This window comes from Leucobacter sp. VD1 (genome assembly GCF_037150695.1).
Taxonomy (GTDB): domain Bacteria; phylum Actinomycetota; class Actinomycetes; order Actinomycetales; family Microbacteriaceae; genus Leucobacter.
Genome location: NZ_JBBCPO010000002.1, coordinates 523,391 through 539,277, shown reverse-complemented (window position 1 = coordinate 539,277; position 15,887 = coordinate 523,391). Strand labels below are relative to the sequence as shown.

The window sequence follows — 15,887 nt, the reverse complement described above, 5'->3', positions numbered from 1 at the left end:
TGCATGGACCTGAGCCCCTCAGATCTTGCCGCAATGCAGCGGGACTTGCGGATGGACCTGATCGAAGAAGGCATCAAGAGCGGCTACGTTTCGAGCCCGCCAGGCAAGGTGGGATGCTCGCTGTGCGAACTCAGGCACCAACCCTCAACGGCTTATCTACCGCGGTTCCTGGAGGATGAAAGCACAATTCCTATAGCGGTGAATCGGATTCCGGAGGTTGCAGAAGGGATTCGGTGGAAATTCGAAGAGGATCTCCGTGCCAGCGCCTGGGACGACCGATACTTCTACCTTCCGGACGCAGCGGAAGATTTGATCTGATCGCTCCCCGAGCTGCAGGAGAGGCTGATCAGGTTGGCGAACATAGCCACCAGTAGCCCGCAGGCGGTCACTCTGCACGAAGCCTCGTTGTTCCTCAGCCTGCACTCGATTCGGAACCGCAGTTACCTTTTGCACTGACTGAGGAGTGGTCAGAGCTCTGCACCCTGGCGGCCTCACCATGCGCTGAGCCGCACGACGACTGTGACAATTGCACGCCCGCCGAGGACCTCCCCTTGGGAAAGGAAGCCCGCCATGAGCGAGCAGACCCCGGGCACCCCGAAAACCCCCGACGCCACCACACCGGCCGCAGTGAAGCGGCCCTGGTACCAGCGACCCGCGCTCATCCTCCCGATGTGCGCGCTCGTGGTCACCGCCAGCACCGGCATCCCCGTCACCGCGAACGCAACGGCACAGGCGCAACGGATCGAGCAGTACAACTCCTCCGTCAACGCAGCAAACACCGCGTTCGCTGACGCCGCAGCAGCGGAAGACGCGCTTTCCGCAGCAGGCGACGCGGCAGTAAAAAACGCGGACGCCTACCTCGCGGCATTCTCTAAGGCGGGCGATGCCGGTGCCACGGCAATGACTGCCAAGCAGCAGCTCGCCGATTCGCTTGCCGACCTCGCGAACACAAAGAGCACCAAGCTGGAGGCCGAGGCCGCCCCGGTCTTCGGCTTCGAGCACACCGATCAGCTCCGTGAGACCGCGACGGTCCGTAACACGCTTGCTGCGTTCCTGAATTCCGCCGCTGCGGCCGCCGCGATTGCAGAAACCTACGTCGTTTCCTCGGGGCAGACCGTGGCCAACCCATACTACGTGGGCTGCAGCAATGGCGTCACCTGGTCAGGCAGCGGCTCCAGCTCGGGAGGCAGCAACTCGGGCGGGTGCATTCCTGCGCCTGGCAGCGTCACGCTTGGGCTCGAGAAGGACGTGATCAAGCACCTGCAGAAATTCTCTTGGAGATCAGAGGACTGGTTTCACGCGTATGGGCGGCGCGATCAGGTTGAGATGAGCAAGATGCTGTTGAAACATCCGGGAGACACAAACCAGAAAGATGGAGCGGTGCGCACGGGCGAGAGTATGCGTACGACTATTTCGGGGTGCGCGACGGTGCTGTGAGCGTCGCTGAAACGAAAAATGGTCCGGATCGTGGTGCTGATCCGAACCATTCTTCAATTTCACGAAATACAGATCGCTAATTCTGAGAAACCATCCTCGTGCGCGAGGGGGGACTTGAACCCCCACGCCCTTGCGGGCACTGGCACCTGAAGCCAGCGCGTCTGCCAATTCCGCCACTCGCGCGAGTCGTTTTCCGGCCTTTCGGCTCGGACAACTCTGCAAGCTTAGCAGCACCGCAGCCCTCACACCAAAGCGGGCTAAACTGCGGGATACACTAAAGCGAACATCGCAGCCGATCGGCGTGCGATCACACCGGAGCAGAGAGGCAAGCGCAGCACGTGGGCATCCTGGATAGCGTCGAGCGTGGTCTCGAGCGCGCCGTCAACGGCGCGTTCGCCCGCACCTTCCGCTCCGGCGTGCAACCCGTCGAGATCGCTGCCGCGCTGAAGCGCGAACTCGACATCGGCGCCGTGATCGTCGACCGCGACCGCGTGCTCGCCCCGAACCGCTTCGTGGTGCGCGTCTCCCAGAAAGACGCAGATCGCCTGCGCGCCCTCGGCGACACCCTCGAACAAGAGCTACGCGGCGTCGTCGCGAAACACGCGAAGCAGCAGCGCTACCAGCTGCTCGGCGAACCCGACGTCGAGGTGCGCCCCGACAGCGCCCTCACCACCGGCGTGCTCGAAATCGACTCTTCTCGCGTGGAAGGCTCGGTCGATTGGGTGGCCGTCATCGACGTCGACGGCACCCGCCACCAGCTCCCCCGCGGCACCACCACTGTGGGCCGCGGCAGCGACTGCGGCATCCGTATCGGCGACACCGCGGCCTCCCGCAAGCACCTTGAGATCATCTGGGACGGCACCGCAGGCCTTGCCCGCGACCTCGGTTCCACGAACGGCTCGAAGATCAACGGGCAGCGGTTCCGTGAAGCGGCCCTCTCGCAGGGCATCGTGATCACCATCGGGCAGACCGCGCTGCGCTTCCAGCTCGTTCCGGGCCGCGCCGACCGGGCCGCCCGTCCCGCAGCAGCTCCTCCCCGACCGGCCTCACCGCCCCCTGCGGCGAGCACCAGCCCTGCGCCGCCCCCGAGCGCCGCAGCACCTCCGCCATCAGCGGGAGCCGCCCCCGGCATCGACGAAGATTTCTGGAGGGGACTATGAGCGAACTCGCCCTGCTGATCCTGCGCATCGGCTTCCTGCTGCTGCTCTGGTTCTTCATCTTCGCAATCGTCTACGCACTGCGCAGCGACCTCTTCGGTGCCCCCGTGCGGCGCCTCCGCACCGACGGCAGCGCCGCACCGCAGCCAGCGCTGCAGCTCGTAACACCCGCAGCAGCCCCGGCACCGGCCGCGCAGGCGAGCCCCGTGCCGTCAGCAGGCAGCTCGGGCCCGGCACGCCAACTCGTCATCACCTCAGGCGTCGCGAGCGGCACTTCCATCCCGCTCGACGACGACATCCTCACCATCGGCCGCAGCGGCGACTCCACCCTCGTCATCGTCGACGAATACACCTCCACCTACCACGCACGGCTCGCCCGCAGCGGTGAAGACTGGGTGCTCACCGACCTCGACTCCACGAACGGCACCCGCCTCGACGGCACCCGCGTCACCAAACCGGCGCGTGTACCGCTATTCACGCCCGTCACGATCGGCACCACAACCTTCGAGCTGAGGCCCTGAGCGTGACGGTCGGCTACGAAAGCGCCATCGGCTCGCATGTCGGGATGGTGCGCTCCAACAACCAGGACTCCGGTTTCGCGGGCGACTACCTCTTCCTTGTCGCCGACGGCATGGGCGGTCACGCGGGAGGCGACGTCGCCTCCGCTATCGCCGCGAAAACCATGGCCGACTTCGACGTCGCCCCCACCGGCAGCCCCGAGGCGACCACCAACACCCTGCGCTCCGCGATCCTCGACACCAACGCGAAGCTGCGCAGCACCGTCAAGGACCGGCCCGAGCTTGCGGGCATGGGCACCACCTTCACAGGCTTCATCACCGTCGGCGATCAGCTCGCCCTCGCCCACATCGGCGACTCGCGCCTCTACCTGCTGCGCGACAATGAGCTGCGGCAGATCACGAAGGATCACACCTTCGTGCAGCGCCTCGTCGACAGCGGCAAGATCACCGAAGACGAAGCGAAGGTGCACCCCCGCCGCTCCGTGCTGATGCGTGTGCTCGGCGATGTCGAAGCCTCACCCCAGGTCGACACCGAAGTGCTCGATACCCAGCCCGGTGACGTCTGGCTGCTCTGCTCCGACGGCCTCTGCGGCTACGTCGAAGATTCAGACATCGAAAAGATCCTGCGCCGTCGCGGCTCCCTGCAGGGCGCCGTCGACGCCCTCATCGACAAGAGCCTTGCGCACGGCGCCCCCGACAACGTCACCGTGGTGCTCGTCGAAACCGTGCCGGCGCCCGAAGCGCCCGAGACCGTCGCCGCAGATCCGCTCGCCTCCGCCGCCGCATCCTCCACCGACACCGTCGAACTCACCGACGTGCTCGACCAGGCCGCGCGCGCCGCCCAGGAAGCACGCGCACCGTCGAACCGCCGCTTTGCCGGCTCCGCCGCCACTTCAGCGGGATCCCGTGACGGTGCCGTCACCACCGCCCGCACCCGCCTCATGGGCCGCCGCCGCACTGTGCGCCGCCCACCGCAGATCGAAGAAAGCCACTTCGAGCCGCGCGTCGACGAGTATCTCGCCGAGCTCATGGCCGAGACGAAGCGCCGCAACAAACGCCGCCGGCTGCTGTGGGCGCTCGGTGCGGTGGCGGTGCTGCTGGCCATCGGCGGTGCCGTGCTCTTCGGCTACCAGTGGACGCAGAGCCGCTACTTCGTGGGCACCGACGGTTCGACAGTGATCATCTATCGCGGTGTGCAGCAGGAGATCGGGTCGTTCTCGCTCTACTCCACCGCAGAGAACACCGAGATCCCGCTTTCCGAGCTCGACGGGCTTGAGCAGCGGCAGGTCAAGCGCACCCTCAGCGCGGCCTCGCTCGAGGAGGCCCGCGATATCGTGCTCCGGCTGGGGGTGCACGATGAGTGATACCAGCGCCGGCAAGGAGCCGCGCACCTTCGAGAAGACCCGCACCAGCGAGACGGTGCTGCAGCGCATCACCGCGCTGCGGGCACCTCGCAAGTTGCGGGCGCTGGAACTGGCACTGCTGCTGTTCGCGATCGCCATCGGCATCGCCGCCGTGGTGATCGTCGATCTCACCCTTGAGGGCGCGCCGAGCACGACGCTGCTGCCCACGGGCGTCGCGTTCATCGTCGCGCTGCTGGGGCTGCACATCACCATTCGAAGGGTCACGCCCGACGCCGACCCGCTCATCATGCCGATCGCGGCAATGCTCAACATGGTCGGCGTCGCGATGATCTACCGCATCTCGTTTGAAGACAGCGGGGCGGATCCAGTGCGTCAGCTGCTGTGGTCGACGGTGGCGGTTGTCGCGGCGACCGTGGTGCTGCTGGTGATCCGCAACCACCTGGTGCTGTTCCGCTACACCTACCTCACCGGTCTCGGTGCGGTGATCCTGCTGTTGCTGCCGATGCTGCCCGGCATCGGCAAGACCATCGGTGGGGCGCGGGTGTGGATCCACATCGGTTCGTTCTCGTTCCAGCCCGGTGAGATTGCGAAGATTCTGCTCGCGATCTTCTTCGCCGGCTATCTGGTGCGCAACCGCGACGCCCTCTCGATGGTGGGCAAGAAGGTGCTCGGGATCCGCTTCCCGCGTGCCCGAGATCTGGGCCCGCTGCTCGTGTTCTGGCTCGCCGCGATGTCGGTGCTCGTGTTCCAGCGCGACCTCGGCACCTCGCTGCTCTACTTCGGCCTGTTCCTGTCGATGCTGTACCTCGCGACCGGCCGTGTCGGCTGGATCGTGCTCGGTGTGGGGCTCTTCCTCGCCGGCGGGCTCATCGCCAGCCAAACCCTCGACTACGTGAACCGCCGCTTCGCGAACTGGCTCGACCCCTTCGCCGACCCGCACGGTGCGAGCCACCAGATGGTGCAGGGCCTGTTCGGCATGGCGAACGGCGGTATGACGGGCACGGGCCTCGGCCAGGGCTATCCCGCCGACACCCCGCTCTCGTTCAGCGACTACATCATTCCGAGCATCGGCGAGGAACTGGGGCTGATCGGCCTGTTCGTGATCTTGGCCGCCTACCTGCTGCTCATCGGTCGCGGCCTGCGGATCGGCTTCGCCGGTCAGGACGACTTCGGCAAGCTGCTCGCGGCGGGCCTCGCCTTCACGATTGCGCTGCAGGTCTTCATCGTTGTCGGTGGTGTTGCTCGGGTGATCCCCCTGACGGGGCTCACCTCGCCGTTCCTCGCCGCCGGCGGCTCCTCTCTCGTCTCGAACTGGATCATCATCGCGCTGCTGATCCTGCTCTCGAACTCCGTGCGCAACCGACCGAAGCTGGTGATCCGCTCGTGAATAAGCAGCTCAAGTTCATCACTCGCACCGTGTTCGCCATGTTCCTGGTGCTGTTCTTCGCCGTGACGATGATTCAGTTCGTGCAGGCCGACGATCTCCGCGCGAACGAGCTCAACGGGCGCACCATCAAGAACAGCTACAAGGTCGAACGCGGCTCGATCCTCGTCGACGGCGAACCTGTGGCGTACTCCACGCCCACCGGCGACTCGTTCCGCTTCATTCGTCAATATTCCAACGGGCCGCTCTACGCGCCGGTCACCGGCTACTTCTCGCATCTGCAGGGCGCCTCCGGTCTTGAGGCGGCGATGAACCAGGATCTTGCGGGCATCGGCAATGCGCAGTTCTTCACCCGCATCATGAACACTCTCAACGGGGTTGAGCCGCAGGGCAGCTCCGTTGAGACGACGATCGACCCCGCCGCGCAGGAGGCTGCAGCAGCCGCGATGGCCGAGAACGGCTTTGAAGGCGCGGTCGTCGCGATCGATCCCTCGACGGGCCGGATTCTTGCCCTCGTATCGACTCCCAGCTACGACCCGAACCTCCTCTCCACCAACGACGACGCCGAGATCATCACGAACTACCGTCAGCTCGACGACGACCCGGCGCAGCCGTTGAAGAACCGCGCGATCGCCGGAGATCTCTACCACCCCGGCTCCGTCTACAAGCTGCTCGTTGCCGCAGCCGCCATCGAGGCGGGCGCCGCAACCCCGAGCACGGAGTTCGACAACCCCGCCCAGCTCACGCTGCCGCAGTCGACGGCGATCATGCAGAACGCCTCACGCACCAGCTGCGGATCGGGCGCGAAGGCCACGCTCGAGCAGGCGATCGTGCTCTCGTGCAACATCCCCATCGCTGAGCTCGCGATGAGCATGGATCGCAACGCGGTGCCGAACATGGCGAATGCCTTCGGCTTCGGCAGAGATCTGTCGATTCCGCTGAAGGTCACACCCAGCCAGGCGCCGCTTCCCGCCGATCAGGCAGGCGTTGCGCTCTCTTCGATCGGTCAGCTTGACGTGCGCGCCACCCCGCTGCAGATGGCGATGGTTTCGGCGGGCATCGCGAATGACGGCGTGGTGATGAGCCCCTACCTCGTCGACAAGGTGATCACGCCGGATCTGCGGGTGGAACGCGAATTCTCGCCCACCGAGTTCTCGAAGCCCATCTCAAGCGATACGGCGCATGCGGTTGCTGAGATGATGGAGCGTGGCGTCTCGAACCCCGAGGGGCTCGCGAAGAATGCGGGCATTGAGGGCGTGCGGGTGGCGGGCAAGACGGGCACGGCCGAGAACGGTCAGGATGAGGCGGGCAACGATCTGCCATTCACCCTGTGGTTCACAGGATTCGCGCCCGTTGACAACCCGAAGGTTGCTGTGGCTGTTGTTGTGGCCAACGGCGGCGGCGAAGCATTTGGATTTGGGGGCGGATCATACGATCTGCCCACTGCAGTCGGAAAACGAGTAATGGAAGCGGTGTTGAGCGAATGAGACCAGCGGCAGGGATCACATTCGGCGGACGCTACGAGCTGAGCTCGAGGATCGCCGTCGGTGGTATGGGCGAGGTGTGGAAGGCAACGGACAGCATCATCGGCCGCACCGTCGCCATCAAGATCCTCAAGGATGAGTACATGGGCGACCCCGGGTTCCTTGAGCGCTTCCGCGCTGAGGCCCGCCACGCGGCACTCGTCAACCATGAGGGCATCGCGAACGTCTTCGATTACGGTGAGGAGCAGGGCTCCGCGTACATTGTGATGGAGCTCGTGCCTGGCGAACCGCTTTCGGCGATCATCGAGCGCGAGGGGCGTCTCCCCGCGAATCGTGTGCTCGGGATCGTGGCGCAGACCGCAACCTCGCTGCAGGCCGCGCACGATGCGGGTCTGGTGCACCGCGATATCAAGCCGGGCAATCTGCTGATCACCCCCGAGGGCCGTGTGAAGATCACCGACTTCGGTATTGCTCGAATTGCGGATCAGGTGCCGTTGACGGCTACCGGTCAGGTGATGGGCACGGTGCAGTATCTCGCGCCGGAGCAGGCGAGCGGTCACACGGCGACGCCGGCGACCGATATCTACTCGCTCGGTGTTGTCGCTTACGAGTGCCTCGCCGGGAAACGCCCCTTCACGGGCGAGTCGCAGGTGGCGATTGCGATGGCGCAGATCAACGACACCCCGCCGGATCTGCCAGCTGATGTGCCTGAGCCGGTGCGCAATCTGGTGATGGCATGCCTCGCGAAGGATGCGGCCGGTCGGCCTCAGACTGCGGCGAAGCTCGCGCAGGCTGCGACTGCGTTGCACCGCGGCGATGTGCGCCTCGCTGCGAGCTACGTACCCCAGGTGTTGGGTGAGACGGAGCCGGCCACGACTGCGCTGCCGCAGCAGACACGGATGATGGATGCGGCGACGACTGCGCTGCCGCAGACCACGGCGCTGCCGGGCCAGACCGCTGCGACTGCGGCCTTCGCGGCCGACCCTGTGGAGGGCGACGGCGAGGAGCCGCCGCAGAAGAAGAAGCGCAGCCCGTGGACGTGGCCGCTCATCACGCTGCTCGCTCTGCTGCTCATCATCGGTGTGGGCACTGCTGTGGCGCTCATGAACCAGAACAACACCGACGAGAAGCCGACTGCCACCACGAGCACGCCGAAGACCACGACGAAGAAGCCTACGACCACGAAGCCGCCCACCACGGGCGTGGTCGACAGCGGGGCGATCATCGGCAAGAACATCGATGAGGCCGTGGGCTACCTCACGGGTCTCGGCTTCACGAACGTCTCGCCGCAGGAAGGCAACGCCGCGCCTGACGATCAGGTGGGGCTCGTCACTGCCGTCAATCCGACTGGCGACAAAGTGCCCTTCGATCAGCCGATCACGCTCACTTACAACGTGGCCTTCGGGCAGGCGGGGCAGCCGGCCGCACCGACCACCACTAACGCTGAGGTGAACTCAGGCCAGGCCTTCACCGTGCAGCTCGCGCCGGCGCAGAGCTTCTGCCCCACGAACTTCACCGTGCAGAACTACGCGGTGAACGTTGCCGGCACAGGCTCGCTTACAGGCATCTCCGGTGCGACCGCGAACCTGCAGGCGCAGACCCTCAACCCGGGCGATCCGAACGGCACGATCACGGTCACCTATTCCGCGACCTGCCAGAACAGCGCAGGTGTGGTGCGCGAGTCGTCCATGTCGCCGGAACTGACGGTGACGGTGAAGGCCCCGTCGAATAATGGCGGCGGCAACGGCGGCTCCACCAACCCCTAGGCAGCCGCGGCGGGCCTCGTTCACGGGGTCTCGCACAGCACCTGCCCCTATACACTGGACACATCTATGAGCACGGAAGAGGTGGACATGCCGGAGACGCCAAGTGGCGGCGAACAGCGCATCCTCGCCGGGCGCTACGCCATCGGCGAGTTCGTCGGTCAGGGTGGCATGGCCACGGTGTACCGCGGCACTGACACCAAGCTCGGGCGGCAGGTCGCCATCAAGGTGATGAAGGCGGATCTGGCCGGCGATGAGGAGTTCCGCTCCCGTTTCCGCCAGGAGGCGCAGTCGGCCTCGCGTATGGCCCATCCCACGGTGGTGCGCGTGTTCGATGCGGGTGATGATCTCATCCAGACAGCTGACGGCCCCAAGCGCCTGCCCTTCATCGTCATGGAGTACGTGGAGGGCACCAATCTGCGCCAGCTCGTCTCGGAGGGCGCGCTGTCGCAGACCGAGGCCTGCCGCGTTGTGGATTCGGTGCTGACCGCGCTCGAGTATTCGCACCGCGCGGGTATCGTGCACCGCGACATCAAGCCAGCGAACATCATGATCAGCAAGACCGGCCAGGTCAAGGTGATGGATTTCGGCATCGCGCGCGCAGTCTCCGAAACCTCGTCGACGCTGCAGCAGACCACTGCGATTCTCGGCACTGCCGCCTACTTCTCTCCCGAGCAGGCGAAGGGCGAGTCGATTGACGCTCGCACCGATCTCTACTCGACGGCGGTGCTGCTCTACGAACTGCTGACCGGCGATGTGCCGTTCCGCGGTGACACGGCGGTGGCCGTCGCCTACCAGCATGTCAGCGAGCGGCCCACGGCTCCCAGCGAGCGCGAGCCCGCGGTGACCGCTGAGCTCGATCGGGTGGTGCTGTACGGTCTCGCGAAGGATCGCGCCAAGCGTTTCCAGTCGGCATCGGAGTTCCGTGATGCGCTGCGCACCGCGGCGAGCGGCCAGATGCCCAAACTGCTGCTGCAGCAGACAGATACGGTGCTGTTCTCCAGCGGAAACGAGGTCTCCGAGTCGGATCTGGCGCTGCGTCAGCTCTCAGAGGGGAGCGGAGGCGCACGCACGCAGAGTCGCCCACCGGTGATGTGGACCTGGGCCGCGATTCTCACGATCGCTGCCATCATCATCGCCGTGGTCTTCTGGCTGGTGACGCTCGCGCCGCAGACCTTCCAACCCGACACTTCGCGCGAGGTGCCGCAGCTGGTCGACCTCAAACGCGCGGATGCCATGACCCTGTTGAGCGAGCACGATCTGACTCCGATCCCGATCGAGCAGACCAGCGATGAGATTGCGGCGGGGCACGTCATCTCCTCCGATCCTGAGGCAGGCACCATGCTCAGCCGCGGCGATCGCGTGACGCTGTACATCTCCACGGGCCCGGTCACGGCAGCGGTCCCTGATATCGACCGTATGACGCTCGACAGCTACAAGCAGGCGCTGGCCGACCTCGGTCTCACAGTGGGTCTGGTCACGAGTGTCGATGATCCGCTCTCACCTGCGAACCGCGTGCTCGAGGTGACCCCTGCACCCGGCACCGAGCTGCGGTCTGGTGAAAGCGTCGAGCTGACGGTTTCGAGTGGCAAGGTGCAGGTGCCTGAGGTGATCGGTCAGCCGCTCGAGGTGGCTCGATCGATGATGGACGGGCTCGGCCTGAACGTCACCTACACCCCGGAAACTTGCCCGTCCCAGGGCAATTACCCCGTCAATGGCCAGTCGATCATCGGCGAGCAACAGCAGGGTGCAGCGATCGAGATCAAGTACTGCGCGGCGTAGCCGCCACCTGGCAGTACGAAGCTGGCCCGGATCCTTCTAGGATCCGGGCCAGCTTCGTGTGGGTGCCGGGTCTCACGCTGAGCGGGGCCCGAAACCCGACCTAGGCCTTCAGCAGCGGCGACAGGCTCTGGGCGATGATCGCGGCGTTGGGCAGACCGACGACCGCGAGCCAGTTGCCGAGCTGCTGATACCCGCCCTCGGTGAGCACCGATTCGGGGTGGTACTGCACGCCGTAGATCGGAAGCTCCCGGTGGCGCAGCGCCATGACGATGCCACCGGCGGTTTCGGCGGTGATCACGAGGGTCTCGGGCACGGTGTCGCGCACCACCGCGAGCGAGTGATAGCGCGTGGCATTGAACTCGGGGGCGACGCCCTCGAAGAAGCGGTCACCCGAGTGCCGCACCCGGGAGATCTTGCCGTGCATCAGTTCCTCGGCGTGGGTGACCGTGGCGCCGAGCGCTTCGGCGATGGCCTGGTGCCCGAGGCACACCCCCAGCACAGGCACGCCGGTGCGCAGCGCGATACCCACCATCGAGATCGAAACGCCGGCGTCGGCGGGGGTGCCGGGGCCTGGCGATATGAGCACGCCATCGTAGTCGGCGACAAGCTGTTCGAGTTCGCCGGGACTCACCTCATCATTGCGGATCACCCGCGTGGAGGCGCCCAGCTGTTGCAGGTACCCGTTGAGGGTGTAGACGAAGCTGTCGTAGTTGTCGATGATAAGAATGTTCGTCATGTTCCGACAGTCACCTCTTCTGGTTCGAGGAATTCAATGGCCACCCACGGGTAGACGTAGGTGATGAGCGCGTAGACGAGCGCTGCCGCAACCAGCAGCAGCACGATCACGCGGAACCAGGCCGGGCCTGGGAAGAAACGCCAGAGCAGTGAGAACATCAGCCTTCCTGATCTCCTCTCAGGGCCTGGTGGCCCTCCATCGTGGGGTTGAGCTCGAGCAGCTCAGCCGGGGGGCCATCGGCGCGCGGCTGGAACGATTCGAACACGGAGTAGGCGATGGCCCGCTCATCGCTGCCCGCCCACTTCGGGTGGCAGGTGGTGAGGGTGAGGATCTGGTCGGTGCCTGGCACTCCATCAAGCCGCGGGAAGGGGTTGAGCACATCTCCCTCAGTGGGCAGCACATACTCGATGTTGCGGAAGCGGTAGGTGTACCAGCCGTCTGCCGTTTCAAGGAATAGCGGGTCTCCGACGCGCAGGTTCATCACCTCGCGGAAGGAGTTGATGAGGGGGCCTGAGCGGTGGCCCGCGAGAGCCACATTGCCCGGCTCGCCAGGCATCTGCGTGTTGACGTAGTGCCCGATGCCCTTCTCGTCGAGGTTCAGCACGGTTTCCCAGTCGGTGCCTTCGGCAACCCGGTTGGCGTACGTCGTGCCGAAGGCGGGCACGCGCAGCACGCCGAAGACCTCGCTCTTCGCAGGCCTCGCGGTGACAGGCACCACGCCGTCGTAGGGCTGCGCGGTCTGCTCGGTATCCCACCGAGCAGAATCTTGGGCAGAGAGATCGGCCTGCTTCGCCGTCACGCCGATACCGGTATGCCAGGGCTGCCAGATGATGTAACCCAGCACTCCCAGGCCGCCGAGCAGCAGCAGTTCACCGACCACCGTCAGTGGGCTCAAACGGGCCCGTCGGCGTCGGGCTCGCCTGTCGCGGGTTTCCGTCACCCTCCACATTCTAGAGCGAATGGCTGAGGTCAGCCGGAATCCCGGTAGAATCGACGACATGGCAGCAGCTGGGAAGAACGTAAGCAAGCGCAAGTCGGCAGAGCTCGCTCAGGAGCGCGCAGAGATCGCGTCGACGCGCAAAGATGCCCCGAACCCGGTGTGGTTCAAGCCGGTGATGTTCGGCTTCATGCTGCTGGGCCTGATCTGGATCGTGCTCTACTACATCACGAGCACCACGGTGCAGCTGCCAGTTCCGGCGCTCGGGCAGGCCAACATTTTCGTCGGCTTCGGCCTGGTGCTCGTCGGCTTCCTCATGACCCCCTGGTGGAAGTAGCCCGCTGTTCCGTGCGGTCTCAGGTGGCATCATCGCCTGATCAGCCCCACTACGTGACAATCACACCGGTGTAATTCCTCCCCAGCTGGGGATACATCTGTGGATAACGAACGGAGGCCCCGGCAATCGCCGGGGCCTCCGTCATAGGCTCTCAGGTGGCACCGAAGACACCCTGCTCACGGAAGCACCACGAAGTAGGCGAAACTGAGCGCCACGAGCACGGCGGTCACCGCCACCAACGACACGATCCGCTGCGTGCGCTTACGCGGCCCACGATTCGAGACCAGCAGCCACATCGTGAGCGCACCCACGATCATGCCGCCCAGGTGCGCCTGCCACGAGATGTTGGCCCCAGGCAGCAGCCCGATTCCGAAGTTGATGGCGATCAGCGCGACGAGAGACCCGACATTCACGCCGGCCGCCCGGAAGGCCACAGCCGTCGCACCCAGCACTCCGAAAATCGCACCCGATGCGCCCACAGTGGGCACAATCAGAGCGCTCGGATCCGCGTACACCCACAGCATCACGGCCAGCGAACCGCCCAGCCCAGCCAACAGATAGAGCACGAGGAACTGCACGTGCCCCATCAAACGCTCAAGATTGCGGCCGAAAAGCCACAGCGCATACATGTTGAACAGGATGTGCAGCAGGAAACCCGTCGAGTGGGTGAACGTTGCCGTGAGCATGCGCCACGGCTCGAACCCGACATCGCCGAACAGCTGACTCGAGACCGACTCCGGCATCGAATAGATCGGCATGTACCAGAGCGCGCGTGTCACCCCATCGGAGAAGAAGTAGCGGCTCAACAGCTGCAGCACGAAGAGCACCACATTGACAGCCACGATGCCGTAGGTCACCGGAGTATCGAGTGCGGCGAGACGACGCCCCGTGACTCGAGCGGTGCGCGAAGCACGCTTGGCCGCACCGGGTTGCGTCTGCTTCACGCACTCGGGGCACAGCACGCCGACGGCCGACACGACCTGGCATTCAGGACAGATCGTGCGGCCGCAGCGCTGGCACAGCGTAAAGCTGTGCGTTCGCGGGTGGCGGTAGCAGACATCATCGGGGCCGTATTCGACGCGCTCGCCGAACACCGGCCCTGAGCCGTTCGCCACCACTGAACTCAGGCCTCGGCGATATCGACGCCGGTGATCACGACATCCTCGACGGGGCGATCCATCGCACCGGTCTGCACCGACTCGATAGCGTCGACCACTGCCTTGGAGGCGTCGTCAGCCACCTCACCGAAGATGGTGTGCTTGCCGGTCAGCCAAGCGGGCTCAGTGGTGGTGATGAAGAACTGCGACCCATTCGTGCCAGCGAGACGGCCGGTCATGTCGGGGCGCTTGCCCGCGTTGGCCATGGCGAGCTGGTACTTCGTGTTGAAGGCGAGCTCTGGGTGGATCTCGTCGTCGAAGGTGTACCCGGGGCCGCCGGTGCCGGTGCCCGTGGGGTCACCGCCCTGGATCATGAAGTCTTTGATGATGCGGTGGAAGATGACGCCGTCGTAGAACCCCTTGTTGGCAAGGTCGACGAAGTTCTTCACGGTCTTGGGAGCGTGATCTCCAAAGAGGTTAATGACGATGTCGCCGTGGTTGGTGTGAATCGTGGCTACGGAAGTATGAATGCTCATACCGACCAGTCTAGGCGCGGCCACCGACTCGCAGGCAGCGGCGCGGGCGGCAGAGCCTACCGTCAACTGGGAATCAGGGGCAAGCGGGTCTTCCAGTGCCGCACGACTGTCGCCGTTCGGTGTAGCGTTGAGACACGAGCGATGTCGCTCTGAGCATTGCCTCGCCGAGCTAGGAGGACAGGTATGAAACTCTCACGCAAGCGCCGCCGCGAACTCCGCCGTCTACGCAAGGACGCCCAGGAGCTGCTCGACCAGCAGCGCGTCGTCCTCGGCCACGCCGGAGATGTGCTGCACTCCGCCGGTCACCAGGCGAGACGGCTGAGTGACGAGCACCTGCAGCCCCGAATCGACCGCGCTGTTGAGACTGCGCGCCCCACAATCGAGCGCGGCGTGATGAGCGCCCGCCGCTCGGCCGAGAACGTGCGCCGCTTCTCAGCACCGTTCGTAGCAGCCGCGCTGACGCGCACCATTCGCGCCCTCGACGAGATCGAAAACCACGACGCTGCCAAGCAGGTGCGGGGCTTCGGCGAACGCACCGGCTACCTCAAGCCCACGAAGAAGCGCCGCGCAGGTGGCGTCATCGCACTGGGTCTCGGCCTCGCCGCAGCAGCCGGTGTCGGCTACGCGCTGTGGCAAGCCTTCCGCACCGATGAAGATCTCTGGGTGGCCCCCGAGAACTAATCGGCGACGCACCGCAAACGGGCGGTGTCGGATCCTCACGATCCGGCACCGCCCGTTGTGCGTCTCAAGCTTCGGGCGGGCCCGCAGGGTCGATCGGATCGGAGAGATCACCCCGGGTGCCGAGCCCTGCAGCGACGGAGCACCGGGCGAACGCGTGCCGTCGCTACTTGCGCGGCTTCGCCGACTTCCCGCCCTGCCGTCCACCCGACTTGCCGCCGGACTTCGACGGGCTGCGGCGCGAGGTGATCCCCGCCATGCGAATGCCCGTCTGCACGAGCGAGAGCGTGCGCAGCGAACGGATATCGCGGATCGCGACCCAGCGCGCCTCATCCGAGGAACCATCGACCTCGTGCTGCAGCGGGCCGTCCTTCACAGAAGCCCGGTAGACGATGCGGATCGTGTGCAACTCGGGATCGGTGCCCTCGGGCACCTCCTCGCGCACCATGACCCGCGAATCAACGCCGAGCAGCTTGCCCACCCGGGCCTCCAGCCCGGTCTCCTCGAACACCTCACGCACCACAGCGTCACGGGGATCCTCACCGGCTTCAAGGCCGCCGCCAGGGAGCGTCCAGCCGTGCAAATGACCACGGCGCCAGTGAGTGAGCAGGATCTTGCCGCGGCGTTCCACCACCGCGTAGGCGGCCACTCGAAGATCCATGGTACGAGCCTAGCCT

At 65.4% G+C, this 15,887-nt stretch carries 17 protein-coding genes and 1 tRNA gene; 11 read left to right on the top strand and 7 right to left on the bottom strand.

All coding sequences use genetic code 11. The annotated features are described in order from the left end of the window. Window positions 1-3 precede the first annotated feature (3 nt). Both WFL22_RS07915 and WFL22_RS07910 read left to right on the top strand, forming a co-directional pair. The gene (locus WFL22_RS07915; RefSeq protein ID WP_336992172.1) at window positions 4-318 is read left to right on the top strand and encodes a hypothetical protein; all 315 of its coding nucleotides are present in this window, start codon (window positions 4-6) and stop codon (window positions 316-318) included. Between the two features lie 252 nt (window positions 319-570). Beyond that, entirely contained in the window at window positions 571-1,437 is an 867-nt protein-coding gene (locus tag WFL22_RS07910; protein ID WP_336992171.1) for a hypothetical protein, read from the top strand. A gap of 99 nt (window positions 1,438-1,536) precedes the next feature. Here the strand turns inward: WFL22_RS07910 and WFL22_RS07905 are convergent. Beyond that, a tRNA-Leu gene (locus WFL22_RS07905) sits at window positions 1,537-1,620 on the bottom strand. Between the two features lie 155 nt (window positions 1,621-1,775). On the opposite strand from WFL22_RS07905, the gene WFL22_RS07900 reads away from it, so the two are divergent. From WFL22_RS07900 to pknB, 7 genes are all read left to right on the top strand, one after another. Beyond that, window positions 1,776-2,597 (top strand): DUF3662 and FHA domain-containing protein, encoded by an 822-nt coding sequence (locus WFL22_RS07900; RefSeq protein WP_336652444.1) that lies wholly within the window; start codon window positions 1,776-1,778, stop codon window positions 2,595-2,597. Further along, window positions 2,594-3,115, top strand: a complete 522-nt coding sequence (locus WFL22_RS07895; protein WP_336992169.1) for an FHA domain-containing protein FhaB/FipA — start codon at window positions 2,594-2,596, stop codon at window positions 3,113-3,115. Before WFL22_RS07900 ends, WFL22_RS07895 begins: the two co-directional genes overlap by 4 nt. A 2-nt stretch (window positions 3,116-3,117) precedes the next feature. Beyond that, window positions 3,118-4,476 (top strand): Stp1/IreP family PP2C-type Ser/Thr phosphatase, encoded by a 1,359-nt coding sequence (locus WFL22_RS07890; protein WP_336992168.1) that lies wholly within the window; start codon window positions 3,118-3,120, stop codon window positions 4,474-4,476. Further along, complete coding sequence (locus WFL22_RS07885; RefSeq protein WP_336992167.1) at window positions 4,469-5,863, top strand: FtsW/RodA/SpoVE family cell cycle protein; 1,395 nt, start codon at window positions 4,469-4,471, stop codon at window positions 5,861-5,863. The genes WFL22_RS07890 and WFL22_RS07885 overlap by 8 nt, the downstream gene beginning before the upstream one ends. After that, window positions 5,860-7,347, top strand: coding sequence for a penicillin-binding transpeptidase domain-containing protein (locus WFL22_RS07880; protein WP_336652448.1), 1,488 nt, complete (start codon window positions 5,860-5,862; stop codon window positions 7,345-7,347). The genes WFL22_RS07885 and WFL22_RS07880 overlap by 4 nt, the downstream gene beginning before the upstream one ends. Then, window positions 7,344-9,110 carry a serine/threonine protein kinase gene (locus tag WFL22_RS07875; protein ID WP_336992166.1) on the top strand — a complete coding sequence of 589 codons (1,767 nt, stop codon included), beginning with the start codon at window positions 7,344-7,346 and terminating at the stop codon, window positions 9,108-9,110. The genes WFL22_RS07880 and WFL22_RS07875 overlap by 4 nt, the downstream gene beginning before the upstream one ends. Before the next feature lie 66 nt (window positions 9,111-9,176). Continuing rightward, window positions 9,177-10,889: a Stk1 family PASTA domain-containing Ser/Thr kinase gene (gene pknB / locus WFL22_RS07870; RefSeq protein ID WP_336652450.1), complete on the top strand. Its 1,713-nt coding sequence runs from the start codon at window positions 9,177-9,179 to the stop codon at window positions 10,887-10,889. A 100-nt stretch (window positions 10,890-10,989) separates the two neighbouring features. On the opposite strand, the gene WFL22_RS07865 is transcribed toward pknB, so the two are convergent. Genes WFL22_RS07865 through WFL22_RS07855 form a run of 3 tightly spaced genes read right to left on the bottom strand, consistent with a single transcriptional unit; the run spans window position 10,990 to window position 12,565 of the window. Continuing rightward, window positions 10,990-11,625: an anthranilate synthase component II gene (locus WFL22_RS07865; RefSeq protein WP_336652451.1), complete on the bottom strand. Its 636-nt coding sequence runs from the start codon at window positions 11,623-11,625 to the stop codon at window positions 10,990-10,992. Then, window positions 11,622-11,783: a hypothetical protein gene (locus WFL22_RS07860; protein ID WP_336652452.1), complete on the bottom strand. Its 162-nt coding sequence runs from the start codon at window positions 11,781-11,783 to the stop codon at window positions 11,622-11,624. The genes WFL22_RS07865 and WFL22_RS07860 overlap by 4 nt, the downstream gene beginning before the upstream one ends. Further along, a complete protein-coding gene (locus WFL22_RS07855) occupies window positions 11,783-12,565 on the bottom strand; it encodes a class E sortase (protein ID WP_336992165.1) in 783 nt (260 codons plus the stop codon). The genes WFL22_RS07860 and WFL22_RS07855 overlap by 1 nt, the downstream gene beginning before the upstream one ends. Window positions 12,566-12,623: 58 nt before the next feature. Between WFL22_RS07855 and WFL22_RS07850 the strand changes: the two genes are divergently transcribed. After that, window positions 12,624-12,899: a cell division protein CrgA gene (locus tag WFL22_RS07850; protein ID WP_336652454.1), complete on the top strand. Its 276-nt coding sequence runs from the start codon at window positions 12,624-12,626 to the stop codon at window positions 12,897-12,899. Between the two features lie 176 nt (window positions 12,900-13,075). Here the strand turns inward: WFL22_RS07850 and WFL22_RS07845 are convergent, their stop codons facing one another. Further along, the gene (locus tag WFL22_RS07845) at window positions 13,076-14,014 is read right to left on the bottom strand and encodes a rhomboid family intramembrane serine protease (RefSeq protein WP_336992164.1); all 939 of its coding nucleotides are present in this window, start codon (window positions 14,012-14,014) and stop codon (window positions 13,076-13,078) included. A gap of 8 nt (window positions 14,015-14,022) precedes the next feature. Beyond that, window positions 14,023-14,532: a peptidylprolyl isomerase gene (locus tag WFL22_RS07840; protein WP_336652456.1), complete on the bottom strand. Its 510-nt coding sequence runs from the start codon at window positions 14,530-14,532 to the stop codon at window positions 14,023-14,025. Between the two features lie 183 nt (window positions 14,533-14,715). On the opposite strand from WFL22_RS07840, the gene WFL22_RS07835 reads away from it, so the two are divergent. Next, window positions 14,716-15,213: a DNA/RNA helicase gene (locus WFL22_RS07835; protein WP_336652457.1), complete on the top strand. Its 498-nt coding sequence runs from the start codon at window positions 14,716-14,718 to the stop codon at window positions 15,211-15,213. Window positions 15,214-15,376: 163 nt separating this feature from the next. On the opposite strand, the gene WFL22_RS07830 is transcribed toward WFL22_RS07835, so the two are convergent. Next, window positions 15,377-15,871, bottom strand: coding sequence for an NUDIX hydrolase (locus WFL22_RS07830; protein WP_336652458.1), 495 nt, complete (start codon window positions 15,869-15,871; stop codon window positions 15,377-15,379). Between the last annotated feature and the right edge of the window lie 16 nt (window positions 15,872-15,887).